The 19,869-nt window shown below is 66.4% G+C and carries 17 protein-coding genes; 4 read left to right on the plus strand and 13 right to left on the minus strand.

Features of this window, described 5'->3' with window-relative positions:
* Window position 1 precedes the first annotated feature (1 nt).
* Complete coding sequence (trpS, locus tag OVA31_RS19260) at window positions 2–1,036, plus strand: tryptophan--tRNA ligase (protein WP_267628196.1); 1,035 nt, start codon at window positions 2–4, stop codon at window positions 1,034–1,036.
* A gap of 48 nt (window positions 1,037–1,084) precedes the next feature.
* On the plus strand, window positions 1,085–2,137 hold the full coding sequence (locus OVA31_RS19265) for a YhjD/YihY/BrkB family envelope integrity protein (protein WP_267628197.1): 1,053 nt from the start codon (window positions 1,085–1,087) through the stop codon (window positions 2,135–2,137).
* An 18-nt stretch (window positions 2,138–2,155) separates the two neighbouring features.
* Here the strand turns inward: OVA31_RS19265 and OVA31_RS19270 are convergent, their stop codons facing one another.
* From OVA31_RS19270 to OVA31_RS19300, 7 genes are all read right to left on the minus strand, one after another.
* The gene (locus OVA31_RS19270) at window positions 2,156–3,418 is read right to left on the minus strand and encodes a D-alanyl-D-alanine carboxypeptidase family protein (RefSeq protein ID WP_420714083.1); all 1,263 of its coding nucleotides are present in this window, start codon (window positions 3,416–3,418) and stop codon (window positions 2,156–2,158) included.
* Window positions 3,419–3,485: 67 nt separating this feature from the next.
* Window positions 3,486–4,376 carry a poly(3-hydroxyalkanoate) depolymerase gene (gene phaZ, locus OVA31_RS19275; protein ID WP_267628198.1) on the minus strand — a complete coding sequence of 297 codons (891 nt, stop codon included), beginning with the start codon at window positions 4,374–4,376 and terminating at the stop codon, window positions 3,486–3,488.
* Between the two features lie 8 nt (window positions 4,377–4,384).
* Window positions 4,385–6,085: a PHA/PHB synthase family protein gene (locus OVA31_RS19280; protein ID WP_267628199.1), complete on the minus strand. Its 1,701-nt coding sequence runs from the start codon at window positions 6,083–6,085 to the stop codon at window positions 4,385–4,387.
* Window positions 6,086–6,303: 218 nt separating this feature from the next.
* Window positions 6,304–7,524, minus strand: coding sequence for a PucR family transcriptional regulator (locus OVA31_RS19285; protein ID WP_267628200.1), 1,221 nt, complete (start codon window positions 7,522–7,524; stop codon window positions 6,304–6,306).
* Window positions 7,525–7,596: 72 nt separating this feature from the next.
* Entirely contained in the window at window positions 7,597–8,619 is a 1,023-nt protein-coding gene (locus OVA31_RS19290; protein WP_267628201.1) for an adenosine deaminase, read from the minus strand.
* 2 nt (window positions 8,620–8,621) lie between these two features.
* Window positions 8,622–10,007: an aspartate aminotransferase family protein gene (locus OVA31_RS19295; RefSeq protein WP_267628202.1), complete on the minus strand. Its 1,386-nt coding sequence runs from the start codon at window positions 10,005–10,007 to the stop codon at window positions 8,622–8,624.
* Window positions 10,004–10,468, minus strand: coding sequence for an Lrp/AsnC family transcriptional regulator (locus OVA31_RS19300; protein ID WP_267628203.1), 465 nt, complete (start codon window positions 10,466–10,468; stop codon window positions 10,004–10,006). Before OVA31_RS19300 ends, OVA31_RS19295 begins: the two co-directional genes overlap by 4 nt.
* A 111-nt stretch (window positions 10,469–10,579) precedes the next feature.
* On the opposite strand from OVA31_RS19300, the gene OVA31_RS19305 reads away from it, so the two are divergent.
* A complete protein-coding gene (locus OVA31_RS19305; protein WP_267628204.1) occupies window positions 10,580–12,070 on the plus strand; it encodes a gamma-aminobutyraldehyde dehydrogenase in 1,491 nt (496 codons plus the stop codon).
* Entirely contained in the window at window positions 12,067–13,482 is a 1,416-nt protein-coding gene (locus tag OVA31_RS19310; RefSeq protein ID WP_267628205.1) for an NAD(P)/FAD-dependent oxidoreductase, read from the plus strand. Before OVA31_RS19305 ends, OVA31_RS19310 begins: the two co-directional genes overlap by 4 nt.
* Window positions 13,483–13,526: 44 nt before the next feature.
* Here the strand turns inward: OVA31_RS19310 and OVA31_RS19315 are convergent, their stop codons facing one another.
* The 6 genes from OVA31_RS19315 to sdhA all read right to left on the minus strand — a co-directional run bounded on the left by OVA31_RS19315 (window position 13,527) and on the right by sdhA (window position 19,869).
* Complete coding sequence (locus OVA31_RS19315; protein ID WP_267628206.1) at window positions 13,527–14,261, minus strand: type 1 glutamine amidotransferase; 735 nt, start codon at window positions 14,259–14,261, stop codon at window positions 13,527–13,529.
* A 5-nt stretch (window positions 14,262–14,266) separates the two neighbouring features.
* Window positions 14,267–15,142 (minus strand): universal stress protein, encoded by an 876-nt coding sequence (locus OVA31_RS19320; protein WP_267628208.1) that lies wholly within the window; start codon window positions 15,140–15,142, stop codon window positions 14,267–14,269.
* Window positions 15,132–16,637: an APC family permease gene (locus OVA31_RS19325; RefSeq protein ID WP_267628209.1), complete on the minus strand. Its 1,506-nt coding sequence runs from the start codon at window positions 16,635–16,637 to the stop codon at window positions 15,132–15,134. The genes OVA31_RS19320 and OVA31_RS19325 overlap by 11 nt, the downstream gene beginning before the upstream one ends.
* Window positions 16,638–16,751: 114 nt before the next feature.
* Window positions 16,752–17,165 (minus strand): hypothetical protein, encoded by a 414-nt coding sequence (locus OVA31_RS19330; protein WP_267628210.1) that lies wholly within the window; start codon window positions 17,163–17,165, stop codon window positions 16,752–16,754.
* A 161-nt stretch (window positions 17,166–17,326) separates the two neighbouring features.
* Complete coding sequence (locus OVA31_RS19335) at window positions 17,327–18,115, minus strand: succinate dehydrogenase iron-sulfur subunit (RefSeq protein ID WP_267628211.1); 789 nt, start codon at window positions 18,113–18,115, stop codon at window positions 17,327–17,329.
* On the minus strand, window positions 18,115–19,869 hold the full coding sequence (sdhA, locus tag OVA31_RS19340) for a succinate dehydrogenase flavoprotein subunit (RefSeq protein ID WP_267628212.1): 1,755 nt from the start codon (window positions 19,867–19,869) through the stop codon (window positions 18,115–18,117). Before sdhA ends, OVA31_RS19335 begins: the two co-directional genes overlap by 1 nt.

The raw sequence follows: 19,869 nt of genomic DNA on the forward strand, positions 1-19,869 counted from the left end.
CATGAGCAGCGACGTCACCCAATCCGGCGCATCACGGCCGCGCGTGCTGTCGGGTATCCAGCCGACCAGCGATTCCTTCCACCTCGGAAACTACCTGGGGGCGGTGCGCCAGTGGGTGGCGTTGCAGGACGAGTTCGACGCCTTCTACTTCATCCCGGACATGCACGCGATCACGGTGGCCTACGAGCCCGCGGAACTCCGCGACCGCACGCGCCGCAGTGTTGCCCAACTGCTCGCGGTGGGCGTGGACCCGGAGCGATCGACGATCTACGTGCAGTCCCACGTGCCGGAGATCGCCCAACTCACCTGGGTGCTGTCCTGTATCACCGGCTTCGGCGAGGCGAGCCGGATGACCCAGTTCAAGGACAAGTCGGCCAGGCAGGGCACCGACGCGGCAGGCGTCGGGCTGTTCACCTATCCGATCCTGATGGCCGCCGACATCCTCGCCTTCGAGGTGGATCGCGTGCCGGTCGGGGAGGACCAGCGCCAGCATCTCGAACTCGCACGCGATCTCGCGCAGCGTTTCAACTCACGGTTCGGCAAGGTTCTCAAGGTGCCCGAGGCGTACATCGTCACCGAGTTCGCCAAGATCTACGATTTGCAGAACCCGACCGCCAAGATGAGCAAGTCTGCCGAGTCCGACCGCGGCCTCATCAACCTGCTCGACGAGCCCAAGAAGTCCGCCAAGAAGATCCGCTCCGCGGTCACCGACACCGGAACCGACATCCGCTTCGACCCGGCGGAGAAGCCGGGCGTCAGCAATCTGCTCACCATCCAGTCCGCGCTCGCCGGCACCCCGATGGACGTCCTGGTCGACAAGTATCAGGGAAAGGGCTACGGCGACTTGAAGGTTGACACCGCGGACGTGCTCACCGAGTTCGTCACGCCGCTGCGCGGGCGGGTCGCCGAATACATGGACGACCCGTCTCATCTCGACGACATCCTCGCCCGCGGTGCGGCGCGCGCGCGATCGGTTGCTTCGACCACGCTGGCCTCCGTCTATGACAAAGTGGGATTCCTGGCACCGGAAGGGTGATCAGCCGTTACCCGACTGACCCCGTGATCCGATGAGGAGGCGGTACAGGTGAGTTCGATGGTGGATTCCGGAAAGTCGGCGGTCGAGCGCGGGAAGAGCGCCTTCGCCGGGGCGCGCGAGCGCTGGACATGGCTCGAACACCTCATCCAGATGGTTCAGAGGTACAACGATCGTCGCGGCAACCTCTACGCTGCGAGCATCAGTTTCAACGGGATACTCGCGCTCGTTCCCATCGTCATGGTGGTGTTCGCGATCGCCGGCTTCGTCCTGGCGAATCAGCCAGAGCTCTTGAAAGAACTGCAGGATGCGGTCGTCAAGAACATGCCCGAGGGGCTGGGTGATCAGGTCAGCGACCTCATCGACTCGGCGATCGCGTCTCGCGCCGCCGTCGGCATCGTGGGTCTGATCGGTGCCGCGTTCACCGGCATCGGCTGGATCTCCGGCGTCCGACTGGGCATGACCGAGATGTGGGGCGGCCGGGTCAACCGCAACGCCGTCATGTCGAAGGTCTGGGACCTGATCACCTTCGTCGTGCTCGGTCTCGCCTTCGCAGGCACCATGGCGCTCACCGCCCTCGGCAACTCCGGTCTCACGACCGAGGTGCTGTCGTGGGTGGGTCTCGAGGACGCCTCGTGGGCTCCCGCTGTGATTCGGACCGTGTCCATCATCGTCTCGGTCATGGCGACCTGGCTGCTGTTCACCTTCGTGATGTCGCGGCTCCCGTTGGTGCAGTTGCCGTTCCGGAACACTCTGAAGGCCGGACTGCTCACCGCGATCGCTTTCGAGATCGTCAAGACCGTTGGCGGCATCTACCTCCAGTCGGTGCTGAGCGGTCCGGCAGGCGTGGCATTCGGCCCCATCATCGGCCTACTCGTGTTCGCCTACCTCGCATCCCGCATCGTGCTCTACGCCGCGGCCTGGTGTGCGACCGATCCGATCAACGAGGAGTTCCAGGTCACCGAGGAGGACGCGCCGCTGCCGCCGGTGGTCGTCTCGCCGAACTATCAGGTCAATCCCGTCGCCAGGCCGGCCACCCTGGTGGCGGTCGCCGGTATCGCCGCTGCCATCAGCGGATTCGTCGGGTGGTTGCTGCGGCGCTAGCCCCATCCGGCGGGCCGGTCACCGCCGGGCGAACAGCCGCAGAGCGACCAGCAGGAGACCGATCGCGACGAGTGCGGCGCAGAGGCCGACCAGGATTCGGATCGACCACCGGTCCGGATGGTCCGTACCCGTCGCGGACATGGCCTGGGTGGGATCAGGTGCTGCCGCCGCGGTGGTCGCAGGGGCGGGCCGGCCGGTGGATGGTGTCACCAGCAGCCCCACCTCGGTGTCCGTCGGCGCGCGAAAACCGTAGTCGTACATGGACTCGGCCTGATCCCAGTACGAATCCGACTCGAGAGTGAGCCCGTACATCTGCACGATCACGATCCGGCGGCCGTCACGTTCGGTCGCCCCCACGAACGTCTTACGGGCGTCATCGGTGTATCCCGTCTTACCTCCCAACATGCCGGGATAGCCGTCGAGCAGCAGATGATTCGAGGTCTGCATGAGGTAGCCCGGGTGGTCCTTGTCGCCGGGGACGTCGGGACGCTTCGGGTAGCCAGGGAAACGGTAGTCGCGCAATCCGATCAGCTCTCGGAAAAGGCTGTTGCGCATCGCCTCCCGATAGATCAGCGCGAGGTCGTACGGTGAGGTCGACATGCCGGCCGCGTCGAGACCCGACGGTGTGGACGCATGCGTGTCGAGCGCCTGGAGCGAGTGCGCCTTGTCGTTCATCGCCGTAAGGGTGGCGTCCACACCGCCGAGCTGTCGTGTGAGCGCACTGGCGCAGTCGTTGCCGGACACCACGATCAGACCGCTCAGCAGGTCGCGGACGGTGTAGTGACCACCCGGTCCCATGCCACAGGAATCGCCCTCGGCGCCCCAATCCTCCGGTGTGGCGGCGACGACCGCATCGAGATCCATTGTGCCCCGGTCGATCGCGTCGAGGACCACCAGCGAGAGCAGGACCTTGACGGTGGATGCCGGGCGATATCGGCCGTGCGGGTCCTTCGCCGCGATGATCTTCCCGGTGTCCAGGTCGGCGATCAGCCATCCCGCGGAGGTCAGTCGGCCCGGCACCGGTCCGGCGTCCGGCTCGGCGACCACCCCGCATCCGGCCAGACGGGTACCGCCGACGGGCGGATCCGGTACCGGAAGTGGGCTGGGGGCGGGCGAGCCGGGTGTGACGACCTCGGAGGTGTCGACCGCGGGCGGTGTCGTGACCTTGTGCGGACAGTGATCGGTGACCGGGGTGGTCACCGGAACAGGAACGGCATATGCCGCTGCCGACGGGCACACCAGCGTGATCATCACAAGGATGAACAGGACCAGGAGCCTCATCGCACGGACATTATCAGCGATGGTGCCCGGGCTCCGCGTGGACGCGGTCGCCGCCGCGACGACGGGATCATCCCCCCGGGGTGAGTTGACAGGCGACGCCGCGGCGCTTGGTGTCACGAGCGATGCCGGGTGCGCCGAGGAAGTCATCGATGACGGGGGCGAATGTCTCCGCGGCCACCACCAGATCGATGTGACCGCCGTCGTGCCTGTGCAATCGCGACCGCGGGAGCAGCCGATCCATGATCTGCGCGTTGATGATCGGCACGATGGGGTCGTCGTCACCCGCGATGAGCAGTGTGCGCTGCCGGATCATCGGGAGGGCAAACACGGACGTCCACACCGAGCCTGCGAGGAGCTGATGCAGGTAGCCGGTACGGGAGCCGGCATGCAGCTGCCGGACGAACAGATCTACCACGTCCTGTCCCCGCTCGCGGACTGCGCCGCCGTAGAGTTCGGCGGCGATCGTGCCGCCGTAGGAGGGATCACGGAATCGGCGAGGAGTGATCATCTTGTTCAGCACTCGCGGATGACCGGGCACCATGATGGCACCGGTGCCCGTCGCCACCAGGATCAGCCGCCGGCATCTCCGAGGATTCTGGAAGGCGAACTGCTGGGCCAGCGCGCCGCCCCACGAGAGCCCCAGGATGTCGACGACACCGATCTCCAGCCGATCCAGCATCCGGCCGATAACCCAGGCCAGGTACGGAAAGCCGTACGGCAGCGGCGAAGCAGGCGATTCTCCGGTGCCGGGCACGTCGAAGGTGATCACGGGACGGTTCGGGTCGAGGTGCTCGACCAGCGGGTCGAGCACCTCGAGGCTCGCGCCGATGCCGTTGCACAACACCAGCGGGACTCCGAAGCCGCGGCGATATCGCACTCGTATCCGCTGTCCGCCCACCGCGACGAACACGTCTGTATCGCCGGCGGGATCGGCTGCGGATGAGGCCGGTGTTGTCATGTGGCGTCTCACTTCTCGTGCACGTAGGTGCCGGGTGCCGGGGCGAGGGCCTCATGGCCGGGGCCGCCGAGCACGGCAGGTGAATCGATCTGCGGGCCCGAGCGTTCGGCGAGCCACCGGAGGTGGTCGGGCCACCACGAGTCGGCGTGCTTCTCCGAAGAGTCCAGCCACGCATCGGGGGCGACGTCGGCATCGACCTGCGCGCTGCGGAACGACGCCTTCTTGTTGCCGGGTGGGTTGACGAGCGAGGCGATGTGCCCGCTCGTCGACAGCACGAACGTGTTGTCCTTGCTGCCGAGAAGCGCGGCGCTGCGATATGTCGCCTGCCACGGGCAGATGTGGTCGGCGATGCCGCCGACGACATAAGCGTCGCAGGTGATGGCGCCCAGATCGACCGGCGTGCCCAACATGGTCGCCTGTCCCGCGGTGACGAGGTCGTTGTTGAGCCCCATCATGACCATGTCGCGGTGCAGCGCCGCGGTCATCCGGGTGGTGTCGGCGTTCCAGAAGAGAACGTCGAATGCGGCGGGGGAGCGACCCTGAATGTAGTTGTTGACCCAGTAGCGCCACACCAGATCGGTGGGTCGTAGCCAGGCGAACATCTCGGCCATCGCGTTGCCGTCGAGGTAGCCCTTGTCGGCCGACGTCCGGATCGCAGCCTTGGCGGCGCGTTCGCTGGCCAGTGCAGAAGCGAAGCCCGCCTGGCTCTGATCGAGCACGGTGACACCCAACGTGAGACTGGCGACCTTGTCGCCGTGCCCGGTGGCGGTGAGGTGTGCCAGCGTCATCGCGGCCAGGATTCCGCCGGAGCAGGTGGCGAACACGTTCGCGGATTCGGCGCGGGTGATCGACCGAGCGGCGTCGATGGCCTCGATGAGTGCTTTGCCGTAGGCGTCGAATCCCCATTCCCGGTGTCGTGCTTTGGGGTTACGCCACGAGATGGTGAAGACCTGCTGTCCGCCACGCACGTAGTGCTCGATCAGGCTGCGCTGCGGCGCGATGTCCATCACGTAGTACTTGTTGATCACCGGCGGCACCATCAGCATTGGCGTCTGGTGCACGGTGGCGGTCTGTGGTGCGTACTGGATGAGTTCGAACATTTTGGTGCGCAGCACGACTGCACCCTTGGTCGTGGCGACCGTCTCACCGACGTGGAACGCATCCGGATCGACCATGGCGGGCACACGCGGTTTGGATGCCATGTCGCGGATGAACGCCTTGGCGCCGCGGACCGCGGACAGGCCACCGGTGTCGATGAGTGCCTTCCAGCCGACGGGGCTCACCAGCGGATTGTTGGTGGGCGACGAGCCCTCGATGATGTTGTCCAATGCGAACCGAACCTTCTCGGCGTCGCGCCAGTCCAGATCGGCCGCCGCGTAGAGGCGTTCGGCCGCCTCTGAGGTTGCCAGGTAGGCCTGCTCGATGCGGCGCAGGAGCGCGTTACCCGACCAGGCCGGGTTCGCGAACCGCTTGTCGTGCCGGGCCGGGGCCCGATCGGAGCGGCCGAGAGTGATCGCACCGAGTTCGCGGGCGAGACCGAGGCCGGTGTCGGCGACCGTGATCGGCTGCCGGGCGAGTGACCCGCCGAATCGGGCCCAGGCGGCGTTGGGCGTCATCCGGTTCGTGAACGACTTGGTCGAGTTGACCAGAAGAAGATCTAGCGGGGCGGCGATATCGCCTGCGGCGGAATGATTGTGAGCAATGGTCATTGTTTGATCTCCTCGGGGGCGGTGATGTCGCGTTTCTGGATCTTCCCGGTCGCGCCGGTGGGCAGGGCGTCGAGGAATCAGATCTTTCGCGGGTACTGCCTACCGTTCAATCGTGCGCTCGATCACCCCGAGGCGCCATGGTGTGCTCGTCAACGTGGGGTGCTCGTGGGTGTGCACGTGCACACCCACGCGCCGCGACGGTCGCCAACGGTCCCGGATCAGGAGACCGGTGGGCGCCGGGCGACCGGGAAGTGCTCGTCCACCTCGAATGCCAGGCACAGTTCCGCGACGTCCCGGGGCGCCGTTGTCGAACGCCCGGTCAGCTCTTCGATACGCCTGAGCCGATGGCGCACCGTGTTCCGATGAACGAACAGACGTTCCGCGGTGTCGGTGACGTTGCCGCCGACGGCAGACCACATCCGGAAGGTGTCGAAGAGAGGATCGCGATCCTCGGGGGCGAGTTGGTAGAGCCGACCGAGGACCAGGGCGGCGAGGTCGGCGGTCACCTCAGGTGCGGTGACCGCCGCAACCCCCAACACCGAGTCGTCGAACACGTTGACCCCCTCACCCTTTCCGGACATCGCGACCCGGGCGTACCGCAGAGCCCTCGATGTGTCGGCGAGTTCTGCGAAAGGTGCGCTGACACCGACCCGCCCGACGGCGACTCGGGTGAGCAACCCGATCACCTGTTCGCGAGCCGAGAGCGACGGCGCATAGACGATCCCGATCTGCTGGTCGGGCAGGAGTCGCCACGCCGACGAGAGATCGATGCCGCGCAGCTTGTTCTCGATGCCGGCGAGAGGTGCCCTGCCGACAGTCGTCGCGGCCGCCGCGACGGCGAGGAAGGGGCCTCGATGGGGCAACCGGAGGATGTCGGCGATCTCCCAGAGACTCTGCTCCGACGAGACCCTCCCCTCGAGCAGGTGTTGGGTGAGTGCGGCGCGTTCGCTCGCATCGTCGAGGATCTTGGCCGTTGTCCGCTCCCGGTGTGCCGCGGCCATCGCCATGATGAACGCATCCTGTGCCTGCCACATCCGCGCGGTCGCGTCGAGCAGCGTCGACCGACTCAGTTCGGTGCGTTCCTGGGCGATGGACTTGAATTCGGCCCACACCATCTGGAAGCCGATTCGGTAGGCATGCATCAGGGCGGGCAGAGGGACACCGACGGCGGCCCGTGATGTACCGGTCTCCTCGGCCTGCGAGGTGTCGAAGCGCTCATCTCCGGTGAGTCCGTACACCACCAGTTCGAAGTTGGCGCGGACTGTCGTGGTGATGTCGTCGAGCGACAGGGCATCGGTCGACGCGTAGTAGTCCACGTCGTGCCGAATGGCCCGCGCCACCGCTGCGGAGAGTCCCTCGAGCCGGTCGCGCAACATCGTCGCGATCAGGCGGAGCTCGTCGTCCGGGTCCGCTGCCGGATCTTTCCGAACGGTCGTCATCACGCTCATTGTGCGACGTGTGACCAGCAGGCTGCAGCCGTTCCCCCGGATCGATGGGTGATGCGCGGGCGATCAGTCCGCAGGCGGGCCACCGGTCGGCAGCGACAGCCACTCATCGATCCGAGCGTGGATCTCCCGCTGCCGCGACGTGTCGAGAAAGCTGGCATCGACCGAGTTGTGTGCCAGCCTTGCCACGGTCTGGTCGTCGAGGTCGAACGCATCGACGACGGCGGCGTAATTCTGGTCGACGTAGCCACCGAAGTACGCGGGGTCGTCGGAGTTGATGGTCACGCGGAGACCGGCCTCGATGAGCTCCGGCAGCGGATGCGATGCGATGTCGGCGACGGCATTCAGGTGCACGTTCGACAGGGGGCAGATCGTGAGCGGTGTTCGTTCGTCCGCGAGGCGGGCCATGAGCTGCGGATCGTCGACGCTGCGGATGCCGTGGTCGACGCGCTCGACGGCGAGGTCGTCGAGTGCCTGCAGGATCGAATCGGGTCCTCCTTCTTCGCCGGCGTGGGCGACCAGTCGCAGGCCGGCGCGCGACGCGCGGTCGAAGACCTCGGCGAACCGGGAGGCGGGATTGCCGACCTCCGCGGAGTCGAGCCCGACACCGATGATCGGTGCATCCAGGGCGAGCAACTCATCGAGGGTCGAGAGCGCCTCCGCGACAGGACGATCCCGTAGGAAACACGCGATCAGGCCGGTCGTGATGCCGAGCTCGGCATGAGCCCGCTCGAAGCCGTCGATCAGTCCATCGACGACGTCGGCGAGCGTGACGCCACGAACCGTGTGCGCCTGCGGGTCGAAGAACACCTCGGCGTGCACCACCCCGGCCGCGTGGGCGCGTGCGGCGTAGGCGTGGGCCAGCCGTGCGAAATCCCGGCGGCCGCGGAGCACGACGAGGTTCTCGTAGTAGATGTCGAGGAAGGACTGCAGGTCGTCGAACGCGTATCGGGCCCGCAGCTCGTCCGCGTCGAGGTAGGGCAAGTCGATGCCGTTCTCGCGGGCCAGTTCGAAGACGAGCTCTGGCTCGAGGGTTCCCTCGATGTGCAGGTGCAGTTCGACCTTGGGGAGCGCGGCGATTCGGGACATGGTCACAGCAATGTATATGCCTCGCTCAGCACCGAACGAAGGATTTGCTCGATCTCGTCGAACTCGGTCTGGGTCGCGATCAGCGGCGGTGCGAGCTGCACCACCGGGTCGCCGCGGTCGTCGGCCCGGCAGTAGAGACCGGCGTCGAACAGCGCAGACGAGAGGAAGCCTCGCAGGATCCGTTCGGATTCGGCGGGCGTGAACGTCTCCTTGGTCGCCTTGTCCTTCACCAGCTCGATCCCATAGAAGAACCCCTCGCCCCGGACATCGCCGACGATCGGCAGATCGTTGAGGCGCTCCAGGGTGGCACGGAACGCCGGGGCGTTCTGCTTGACGTGCGCGTTGAGTCCCTCGCGTTCGAAGATGTCGAGATTGGCCAATGCCACGGCGGCCGAGACCGGGTGTCCGCCAAAGGTATAGCCGTGCGGGAAGCTCGTCGTGCCGTCGCGGAACGGCTCGAAGATCCGGTCACTGGCGATCATCGCGCCGATGGGGGAGTAACCCGAGGTCATGCCCTTCGCGCAGGTGATGATGTCCGGTACGTAGCCGAAGTCGTCGCACGCGAACATCGATCCGATCCGGCCGAATGCGCAGATGACCTCGTCGGAGACGAGCAGGACGTCGTACTCGTCGCAGATCTCCCGGACGCGTTCGAAGTATCCGGGCGGCGGCGGGAAGCATCCGCCCGCGTTCTGGACCGGTTCGAGGAAGACCGCCGCCACGGTCTCGGGTCCCTCGAACTCGATGGCCTCGGCGATGCGGTCGGCCGCCCAGCGGCCGAACTTCTTGGGATCGGCGGCGAGTTCCTCGTTCGGGGCGCGATAGATGTTGGTGTTGGGAACGCGGAAGCCACCCGGGGTGAGCGGCTCGAACATCTGCTTCAGAGCCGGCACACCGGTGATGGCGAGCGCACCCTGTGGGGTCCCGTGGTAGGCGACCGCACGCGAGATCACCTTGTGCTTCATGGGTTTTCCGGTGAGCTTGAAGAACTGCTTGGCCAGCTTCCAGGCGCTCTCCACCGCCTCGCCGCCGCCGGTGGTGAAGAAGACCCGGTTGAGATCCCCGGGGGCGTGGGCGGCAAGGCGCTCCGCGAGTTCGATGGCGGGGGGCGTCGCATACGACCAGATGGGGAAGAACGCGAGTTCCTTGGCCTGCTTGGCCGCGGCTTCGGCGAGTTCGACGCGACCGTGCCCGGCCTGCACGACGAAGAGGCCTGCGAGGCCGTCGAGGTAGCTGCGTCCTCGGTCGTCGTAGATCCGCATGCCCTCGCCGCGGGTGATGACCGGCGGCGTGATGCCGTCGCCGTGGCGGGCGAAGTGCCCCCAGAGATGAGCGGCGCTGCGTTCGCCGAGTGAGAGATCGGTGGCGGGATCGTGGGCAATGCTCATCGGGTACCCCAATTGTATTGTTGCTTGACCAATTTCAGATAGACGAGGGTCTCCGTACCGGTGACCTCGGGATGCGTTCGAACCTGCTTGTTCAGGATGCGGAGGAGATGGTCGTCGTCCTCGCAGACGACCTCGATGAGGATGTCGAAGGAGCCGGCGGTGAGGACGACGTAGTCGATCTCGGGGCAGCGGCCGAGCTGTTCGGCGAGCGCCTGGGTGTCGCCGGTGCATCGGATGCCGATCAACGCCTGCCGCGAGAAGCCCAGTTTGAGGGGATCGGTGACGGCGACGATCTGGAGCAGACCGCTCTCGTTGAGTTTCTGAACCCGATTGCGGACGGCTGCCTCGGAGAGCCCCACCGTCTTGCCGATCGAGGCATACGAGGCCCGACCATCGGCCTGCAACTCCTCGATGATCTTCTTGGCGATCGCGTCCAGGGGTGAGGAAACGGATTCGGGCACACCACGATCGTGGCGGATTCCGTAGTTTTGTGCAACCCGAAGCGATGTTTTCCATATTGATATGGCGCTCTGGGTCGTGAATTCGAACTTCGGCCGGTAGGCTCGACGAGCATGTCACCCATCAGAGACGTTCCGTCGGGCTGGATTGGCGGAAAGGCCTTCGCCGGGTCGGGTTCGCAGTACGCCGTCATCGATCCGGCGACCGACGAGGTGGCTGCGTCACTGACCCTGTGTACCGCCCACGACGTCGACACGGCGGTCGATTCCGCCCGATCCGCCCAACCGGGTTGGGGTGCGGCGACGCCCGCGGAACGCGCGGGAGTGCTGGCATCGCTCGGGCGAGCACTCGCGGCCGATGCGCGTCTGCTCGCCGACGAGGAGGTTCGTCATACCGGCAAGCCGATTCGTCTGGCCACGGAGTTCGATGTTCCGGGGTGTGTCGACAACGTCGACTTCTTCGCGGGGGCCGCTCGCCATCTCGACGGCAAGGCCGCCGCCGAGTACTCGGGTGATCACACGTCGTCGATCCGGCGGGAACCGGTCGGCGTCGTCGGTTCCATCACGCCGTGGAACTACCCGCTGCAGATGGCGGTCTGGAAGGTGCTGCCCGCACTTGCCGCCGGGTGCGCGGTGGTCCTCAAGCCCGCCGAGATCACTCCGCTGACAACTCTCACACTGGCTCGTCTCGCCGGCGAGGCCGGTCTGCCCGATGGCGTACTCAACATCGTGGTGGGCAGCGGCGCCGAGGTCGGCGCGGCCATCGCCGGTCATCGCGGGGTCGACATGGTGACCTTCACCGGCTCGACGGCCGTGGGTCGGATGGTCATGTCACAGGCCGCCGCGAACGGTACGCGCGTACAACTCGAGCTCGGCGGCAAGGCGCCCTTCGTGGTCTTCGACGATGCGGACATGACCGCGGCGGTGCACGGTGCGGTGGCCGCGGCGCTCATCAACGCGGGGCAGGACTGCACCGCTGCCACCCGCGCCATCGTCGCCGAGGCCCGCTACGACGAGTTCGTCGACGGCGTGGCCGATCTGATGGCCGGCGTCGTCATGGGAGATCCCTATGACCCGGCAACAGACCTGGGTTCGCTCATCTCGCGCAGCCACCGCGACAAGGTCGCCGCGATGGTCGATCGTGCGCGTCGGTCGGACGCGCGAGTGGTCACCGGCGGGGCCGTCCCGGATGGCCCGGGGGCATTCTTCCCGCCGACCCTGGTCGCCGATGTCGCGGAGGACTCCGAGATCTATCGCGATGAGGTTTTCGGCCCGGTGCTGACGGCGAGCCCCTTCACCGACGACGACGATGCGATCCGCCGAGCCAACGACACCGTGTACGGGTTGGCCGCGTCGGCGTGGACACGCGACGTGTACCGGGCGCAGCGTGCCTCCCGCGAGATCCATGCGGGCTGTGTCTGGATCAACGACCACATTCCGATCGTCAGCGAGATGCCCCACGGGGGATTTGGAGCATCCGGCTTCGGCAAGGACATGTCCACCTACTCCCTCGACGAGTACCTCGCGACCAAGCACGTGATGAGCGACATCACCGGGGTGGCCGAGAAGCCTTGGCACCGAACCGTGTTCGCCGGCGCGAGATGAGCTGGGCGAGCGAGCCGACCGCGCGCGGGACGGCGATGGTGGCGCAGGCCAGGCCGGTCCCGTACTGGCTCGACCGGCCCGAACGGCCCGAGCCGCGGCCACGCCTGACCGGGGCGGTGTCCGCTGACCTCCTGATCGTCGGTGGTGGTTTCACCGGATTGTGGGCTGCGGTGCAGGCCGCCGAGCAGAACCCACGCCGACGAGTGGTCCTGGTGGAGCGGGACCGGATAGCCGAGCATGCGTCGGGCCGTAATGGCGGCTTCTGCTCGGCGAGCATCACCCACGGCCTGGCCAACGGTCTCGACAGGTTTCCCGACGAGATGCCCGAACTCCTGCGGATGGGCCGGCAGACCCTCGACGACATCGAGGCCGCCGTCGAGCGACTGGGTATCGATGCCGACCTCGAGCGAACCGGCGAGCTCGACATCGCGAACTTCGACTGGCAGGTGGCAGACCTGCAGGAGTCGTCGTCACAGGCGGCATTGCTCGGCATCGACCTGCCGTTGCTGCCGGGGCCGGAGGCGCAGGAACGGGTCTCGTCGCCGATGGTGGTCGCGGCCACCCTCGATCGTGACGTCGTGATGCTCGACCCGGCGAAGCTCGCGTGGGGGCTCGCGGCAGCGGCGGAACGACTGGGCGTGCAGATCTTCGAGCACACCGAGGTCGCCGGTCTCTTCTCGGTGGGTGAGCGGATCCGTGCTTCGGTCTCCTACGGTGAGGTCGATGCGGCCGCGGTCATCCTCGCGACGTCGGCCAGTCCGTCGCGGATTCGTCGTCTCCGCCCGTACACGGTGCCGGTCTGGGACTACGCGCTCATGACCGAGCCGCTCACCCCGGTGCAGCGGGCGGCGATCGGATGGTCGGGCCGCGAAGGCCTCGCCGACTGCGGTCCGAGGTTCCACTACTTCCGGCTCACCGCCGACGATCGCATCCTCTTCGGGGGCTGGGATGCCCTTTACCACTACGGGTCCGATGCCGGTCCGCGGCACGAGTTCGAGCCGGGGGAGTTCGGACTGCTGGGCGAGCATCTGCTGCAGTTCTTCCCGCAGCTCGACGGGATACGCGCCACCCATACCTGGGGTGGGGTCATCGACACCTGTTCACGTTTCTGCGCGTTCTGGGACCGGGCCCACGAGGGCCGTGTGGTGAGCGTGGTCGGGTTCACCGGGCTCGGTGTCGGTGCGTCGCACTTCGGCGCCCGGACCGCGCTCGATCTCGTGGACGGCCTCGACACCGAGCGCACACGTCTGAAGATGGTGCGCACCAAGCCCGTTCCGTTCCCTCCGGAACCGCTGCGGTGGATCGGGATCACCGCCACCCGACATCAGCTCGCGCGAAGCGAACGCCGCGAAGGAAAGCGCGGCGCGTGGCTCACCCTGATGGACAAGGTGGGGTTGGGCTTCGACAGCTGAGTACCGATAGTTGAGTGGGGCGGCTGCGTGGCGCGGCGGGACTGTCACCCGGCAGGCCGGTGGGGCGCCACCGAGGCCAGCCAGCGTCGCATGACCGTGGCCGACAGCGGCGCGGTCACCGCCTCGGCGATCTCAGCATCGTCACCGAACTGATCCGCGGCGGCACTTCCGATCGCGGCCTCGACCTCGTTGCGGGATTCCCCGTGCAGCCAGCGGCGGATGAGGGTTCCGCCTGCCTCCAGATGGAACTGGACCCCATAGCTGTTGCCGTACCGGAACAACTGATTCGGGTACGCCGCCGAGCCGGCCAGCAACGTGGCCCCGGCAGGGAGTGCGAAGGTGTCGAAATGCCACTGGACAGTCTCGAACGCGGCCGACGGCGTAGCGCCCCACACCGGGTCGGCGATGCCGTCGCTGTTCAGCGTCACCTCTCGCACGCCGATCTCGGGCTCGTCGCCCCCGAAGACATCGGCGCCCAGCGCCGCCGCGAGTAGCTGCGAGCCGAGGCAGACTCCCCACACCGGGAGCCCGTCGGCGACCGCGTCGCGCAGAAAGGCGATCTCCGATGCGATCCACGGGATCGCATCGGCGTCCCCGACACCCATGGGTCCGCCCATCACGATGATGGCGTCGAATCCGGTCGTCTTGTCCGGCAACGGTTCCCGCCAGGCGCGGACCGTCTCGACATCGGCGAGTTCGTCGAGCGCGGTCGAGTAAGCGCCGGGCGTCTCGACTTCGGCGTGCCGCAGTTCCAGCACACGGATTCGCGGGGTTGTCATCACGGTCATCCCGACCTGGGCACCACGATGACCGGCGCGGTGGTCCAGCGCAGTATCCGGGCGGCCGTGCTCCCGAGAAAGACCCGTCGGGCCGCGCCGAGATGACCGGAGCCGATCGCCACGACGTCACCGTCGTCCCACGGGAGGTTGTTCAGGGCTTCGTCGAGTGTCGCACCGTCGGCCACCAGCACGTCGACGTCGAGATCGCCGGTCACCGTGGCGCGGGTCTTGTCGAGCAGTGCGCGGGCGGTCGCGACCTGCACTTCACGCGCGGCGCGGCTGGTCTCGTCATCGAACGGGGAGTCGAGCGAGACCAGCGACAGCAGTCGGAGATCCAGGCCGGCGTGCTCGGCCATGGCGACGGCGAAGGGCAGCGGGTCGCTGCGGCCGGGCTTTGACGGCACCGCGACCGTGATCGAATCCAATTGTGCCGCAGCATTGTCGGCGTAACCCCGGGGCGCGAGGGCGACCGGTAGCGGTGACGAGTGGAGCAACTCGGTGCTCACGGTCCCGAGGCTGTGTCTCCGTAGCAGGCCGTCATCGGCGCCACCGACCACGATCATCGCCGCCTTGGACCGCTGAGCCATCCCGATCAGGCCCTCGGCGAACGAGTCGTCGACGGTCACCACGGTCCGGGTCTCGATACCGGCCGGTATGTGTTCGGCGCCGTCGGCGAGCCATTGCGCGGCTTGGTTCTCCAACCGCTCCTGATACTCGCGGAGGCCCGGTTGGCCGTCGTGTCCGACCGGACGGACGACGCAGATCAGATCGATGGCCGCGCCCGTCGCCCGGGCGATCACCACCGCGAGTGCGATCCCGTCGAGACCGGACGGGGTGGCCAGGTAGCCGACCGCGAGTCGTGGGGTCGGATCAGTAGACATCGGGCACCTTCACTTCGGTGTTCGCATCGAGGGTCTGGCCCTTGAAGAAGCTGCTGTTGTGCGCGTAGCAGGCCAGCATCAGGGGTACGCCGAGGACCAGCATGCCGACGCCGAGGATGAACACACCGCCGACACCACCGATCGACGTGGACCCGTAGTCCGGCGCGATCATGTCGATCGCACTCTTGACGAACGCCCAGGCCATCGCGATGCCGCCCAGCAAGGGGAACAGTCCGCGCATGAAGAAGTGACGTGCCGAGGAGAACAGTGTCCGCCGGAAGTACCAGACGCAGGAGAACGCGGTGATGCCGTAGTAGAACGCCACGGCCAGCCCCAACGATGCGATGGAGTCGCCGAGTGTGTTCTGGCTGAGGAATGACAGCACCAGGTAGAACGTCAATGCCGAGATGCCCATGACGGCCGTGCCGAATGCCGGCGTCATGTAGCGGGGATGTATCTGGGCGAATCGCTCCGGGAGCGCCTTGTAGACGGCCATCGACAAACTGCCGCGAGCAGTGGGCAGGATGGTCGACTGGGTGGAGGACAGGGCCGAGATGCTGACCGTGAGCAGTAGTGCTGCGGACATCACGCCGCCGGCGACGGGTTCGCCCAGGGTGGTGAGCACGTCGTCGGTGTTCTCCGGGTTGTTCAGTCCGATGCCGGTCTCGCCGAAACCCGCGAACGACTCGATCGCATAGGCGACCAGCACGTACGTGGCGACCAGGATGATGCAGGTGATCACTGCGGCCCGACCGGGAGTCTTCGCGGGATCCTTGGTCTCTTCACCGATGGCCAGACACGCGTCCCATCCCCAATAAATGAAGATGCAGAGGATCACGGCGGCGGCGATCTCGGATTGGGTCAGACCGCCGGGCCACAGCCAGCCGAGCTCGGGGGAGATGGCCTGCGGGCCCGCGGTGCCGAAGCCGACTTTCACCAGTGCGATCACACTCGCGAGGATCAGCACGGCGAACTGGACGAACATCAGCACGGCCTGTATACGCTCGCTGATGACGATTCCGCGAATGCTGATCCAGGTCATCGCCGCGATGAAAAGGCAGCCCAGCAGGACCTTGACCCAGAGGGTCTCGGCGAGAGTGTCCAGGCCGAGGAACTTCAGTAGGTAGACGGCGGCGATCTCGGCGACATTCGCCAGGACGATGATGGCCGAGACGGCAAGTCCCCAGCCGCCGATCCAGCCGATCCACGGCCCGAAGGCCTTGGTGCCCCACGTGAAGGTGGTGCCGCAGTCGGGGGTGTCCTGGGAGAGTTCACGGTAGGCGAAGGCGACCAGGAGCATCGGGATGAAGGCGAGGACGAACATCGCCGGGGCCTTGGTGTGGACGGCGGCCACCACGTAGCCCAGGGTGGCGGCGAGGCTGTAGGCCGGCGCGACCGCCGACAGCCCGATGATGACATTCCCGAGCAGACCGATGGAGCCGGCCCGGAGGCCTTTCTCACCCGCGTGGATCTCGGCGTGCACGGTTTCTGCCATGGTCTCTCCCGCTCCTGTGGCATTGGTGGGATAAGACTACGATTTCCGCAGAGAATCCGCGCGGCAAGGAGAGATTCTCTCGTACATCCTTGATCGAACGACGGATTCAGTTACTCAGCGACAGTAGGTTGTTGCATATCGGGGCGAACGGGCGGACTTCTCGCGCACCTTTGTCGTGTTCACCCAGACGGCACACCGGGCGAAACGGCCGTTCGACTGGAAGAGCGTGTCGATCTTCTGGTGGCGGACCTGGCTCGTGAACACGAGCGATCCGGTCCACAGGCCTGTGCGCTTGTCGAATCGACGGAGCGGGAGGTCGCTCTGGCGCCGCATCCGGTTGTGCGAGTCGTACCAGACCACAGTGCTGTTGACCTGTCGGTCCGAGGTGAGGACGACGGTGATCCGGTCGCCGGTGCCCGGATATCTCGGGCTCGCGTCGGCGAGTGGCACTCCGAGGGCCGGGGCCAGGACCGGACCGAGGCCGAGGGTCAGGATGAGGCCGGCGATCACGAGGTGGGTACGAGTCATGATGATTGGACGCGCGCCGCCATCGTGCGGTTCCATCGCGTTCCGGACATCGCGTTCCGGGCAATCGCGTACCGACCGACGAAACCGCCCCTCCCGGGCTGTGGGAGGGGCGGTTTCGGGGCTGCAGAGAAAGAATCTGCTGGATCGGCGAGGACAGGTGCTCAGCGCGAGAACATCAGGGCGCGCTTGACCTCTTGGATCGCCTGGGTCACCTGGATGCCGCGGGGGCATGCGTCGGTGCAGTTGAATGTGGTCCGGCAGCGCCAGACGCCGTCGACGTCGTTGAGGATGTCGAGGCGCTCGATGGCGGCTTCGTCGCGACTGTCGAAGATGAACCGGTGCGCGTTGACGATGGCGGCGGGCCCGAAGTAACTGCCCTCGTTCCAGAACACCGGGCAACTCGTGGTGCAGCAGGCACAGAGGATGCACTTGGTGGTGTCGTCGAAGCGGGCACGGTCGTGCTGGCTCTGGATGCGCTCACGCGTCGGCTCGTTGCCGGAGGTGATCAGGAACGGCTTGATCGCGCGGTACGCGTCGAAGAACGGCTCCATGTCGACCACGAGGTCCTTCTCCACCGGAAGGCCCTTGATGGGCTCGATGGTGATGGTGATCTCTTTGCTGTTGTCCTTCGGGAGCATGTCCTTCATCAGGAGCTTGCAGGCCAGCCGGTTCACGCCGTTGATGCGCATCGCGTCGGAGCCACAGACGCCGTGCGCGCAGCTGCGCCGGAACGTGAGGGTGCCGTCGAGGTAGCCCTTCACGTAGAGCAGGAGGTTGAGCAGGCGGTCGGTGGGCAGAGCCGGGACGCGGAAGCTCTCGAAGCCCTGCGCGTCGGGGTTCTCCGGGTTGAACCGGAAGATCTTCAAGGTCACCATCGTGGCCTCGTCGGGAACCGGCGGCAGTGGTGGCTCGTCGGACGAGGGCGCTGGGTTCTCCATGATTGCTGTCATCAGTACTTACGCTCCATCGGCTCGTAGCGGGTCTGCACCACGGGCTTGTAATCCAACTCGATGTCCGAGAGAAGGTCGGTGCCCTTCTTGTAGGCCATCGTGTGGCGCATGTAGTTGACGTCGTCCCGGTCGGGATAATCCTCGCGGGCGTGACCGCCGCGTGACTCCTTGCGGTTCAGCGCGCCGACCACCGTCACCTCCGCCATCTCCAGCAGGAAGCCGAGCTCGATCGCTTCGAGGAGATCACTGTTGAAGCGCTTGCCCTTGTCGTGGACACGGACGTGTGAGTAGCGCTCCTTGAGTGCGTGGACGTCGGTGAGTGCCTGCTTCAGGGTCTCCTCGGTGCGGAACACCGAGGCATTGTTGTCCATCGTCACCTGCAGTTCGGTGCGGATGTCGGCGACGCGTTCGTGTCCGTGGTCCGACAACATCAGTTCCAGCCAGTTGTCGACCATGTGGGTCGGGTTCTCCGGCAGCTCGACGAAGTCGGCGGACGTGGCGTACTCGGCCGCGGCGATACCGGCACGACGTCCGAAGACGTTGATGTCCAGCAGCGAGTTGGTACCGAGGCGATTGGCGCCGTGCACCGAGACACAGGCGCATTCACCCGCCGCGTACAGACCGTGCACGACCTCGTCGTTGTTGCGCAGGACCTGGCCCTCGATGTTGGTCGGGATACCGCCCATCACGTAGTGACAGGTCGGGTACACCGGGACGTACTCGGTGACCGGGTCGACGCCGAGGTAGGTGCGGGCGAACTCGGTGATGTCGGGCAGCTTCTCGTTGAGCACGTCCTCGCCGAGGTGGGTCACGTCGATGTAGACGTAGTCCTTGTTCGGCCCGGCGCCGCGTCCTTCGAGAACCTCGAGAACCATCGACCGGGCCACGATGTCGCGTGGGGCGAGGTCCTTGATGGTCGGCGCGTAGCGCTCCATGAAGCGCTCGCCGTCGGCGTTGCGCAGGATGCCGCCCTCGCCGCGGACGGCCTCGGAGATGAGGATGCCCAGGCCGGCCAGGCCGGTCGGATGGAATTGATGGAACTCCATGTCCTCCAAGGGAAGTCCCTTGCGGAAGACGATGCCCATGCCGTCACCGGTGAGGGTGTGGGCATTGGATGTGGTCTTGTACATGCGTCCCGAACCGCCGGTCGCGAACACGATCGACTTGGCATGGAACACGTGGATCTCGCCGGTCGACAGCTCGTACGCGACGACGCCTGTCGCCACCGACTCGCCGTTCTCGTTCTCACCGAGGCAGATGTCGAGCGCGTAGAACTCGTTGAAGAACTCGACGTCGTTCTTGACGCAGTTCTGATACAGGGTCTGCAGGATCATGTGGCCGGTGCGGTCGGCGGCGTAGCACGCACGGCGGACGGGGGACTTGCCGTGGTCGCGGGTGTGGCCGCCGAATCGGCGCTGATCGATCTTGCCCTCGGGGGTCCGGTTGAAGGGGAGTCCCATCTTCTCGAGGTCGAGGACCGCGTCGATGGCCTCCTTGGCCATGATCTCGACCGCGTCCTGGTCGGCGAGGTAGTCGCCGCCCTTGACGGTGTCGAAGGTGTGCCACTCCCAGTTGTCTTCTTCCACATTCGCCAGTGCGGCGCACATACCGCCCTGAGCGGCGCCGGTGTGGCTGCGGGTGGGGTAGAGCTTGGTCAGGACTGCGGTCCGGGCGCGGGGCGCGGACTCGATGGCGGCGCGCATCCCGGCGCCGCCTGCCCCCACGATGACCACGTCGTAGCGATGTTCCTGCAT

Origin of the sequence: Gordonia sp. SL306 (genome assembly GCF_026625785.1) — a bacterium.
In the GTDB taxonomy this organism is placed as follows: domain Bacteria; phylum Actinomycetota; class Actinomycetes; order Mycobacteriales; family Mycobacteriaceae; genus Gordonia.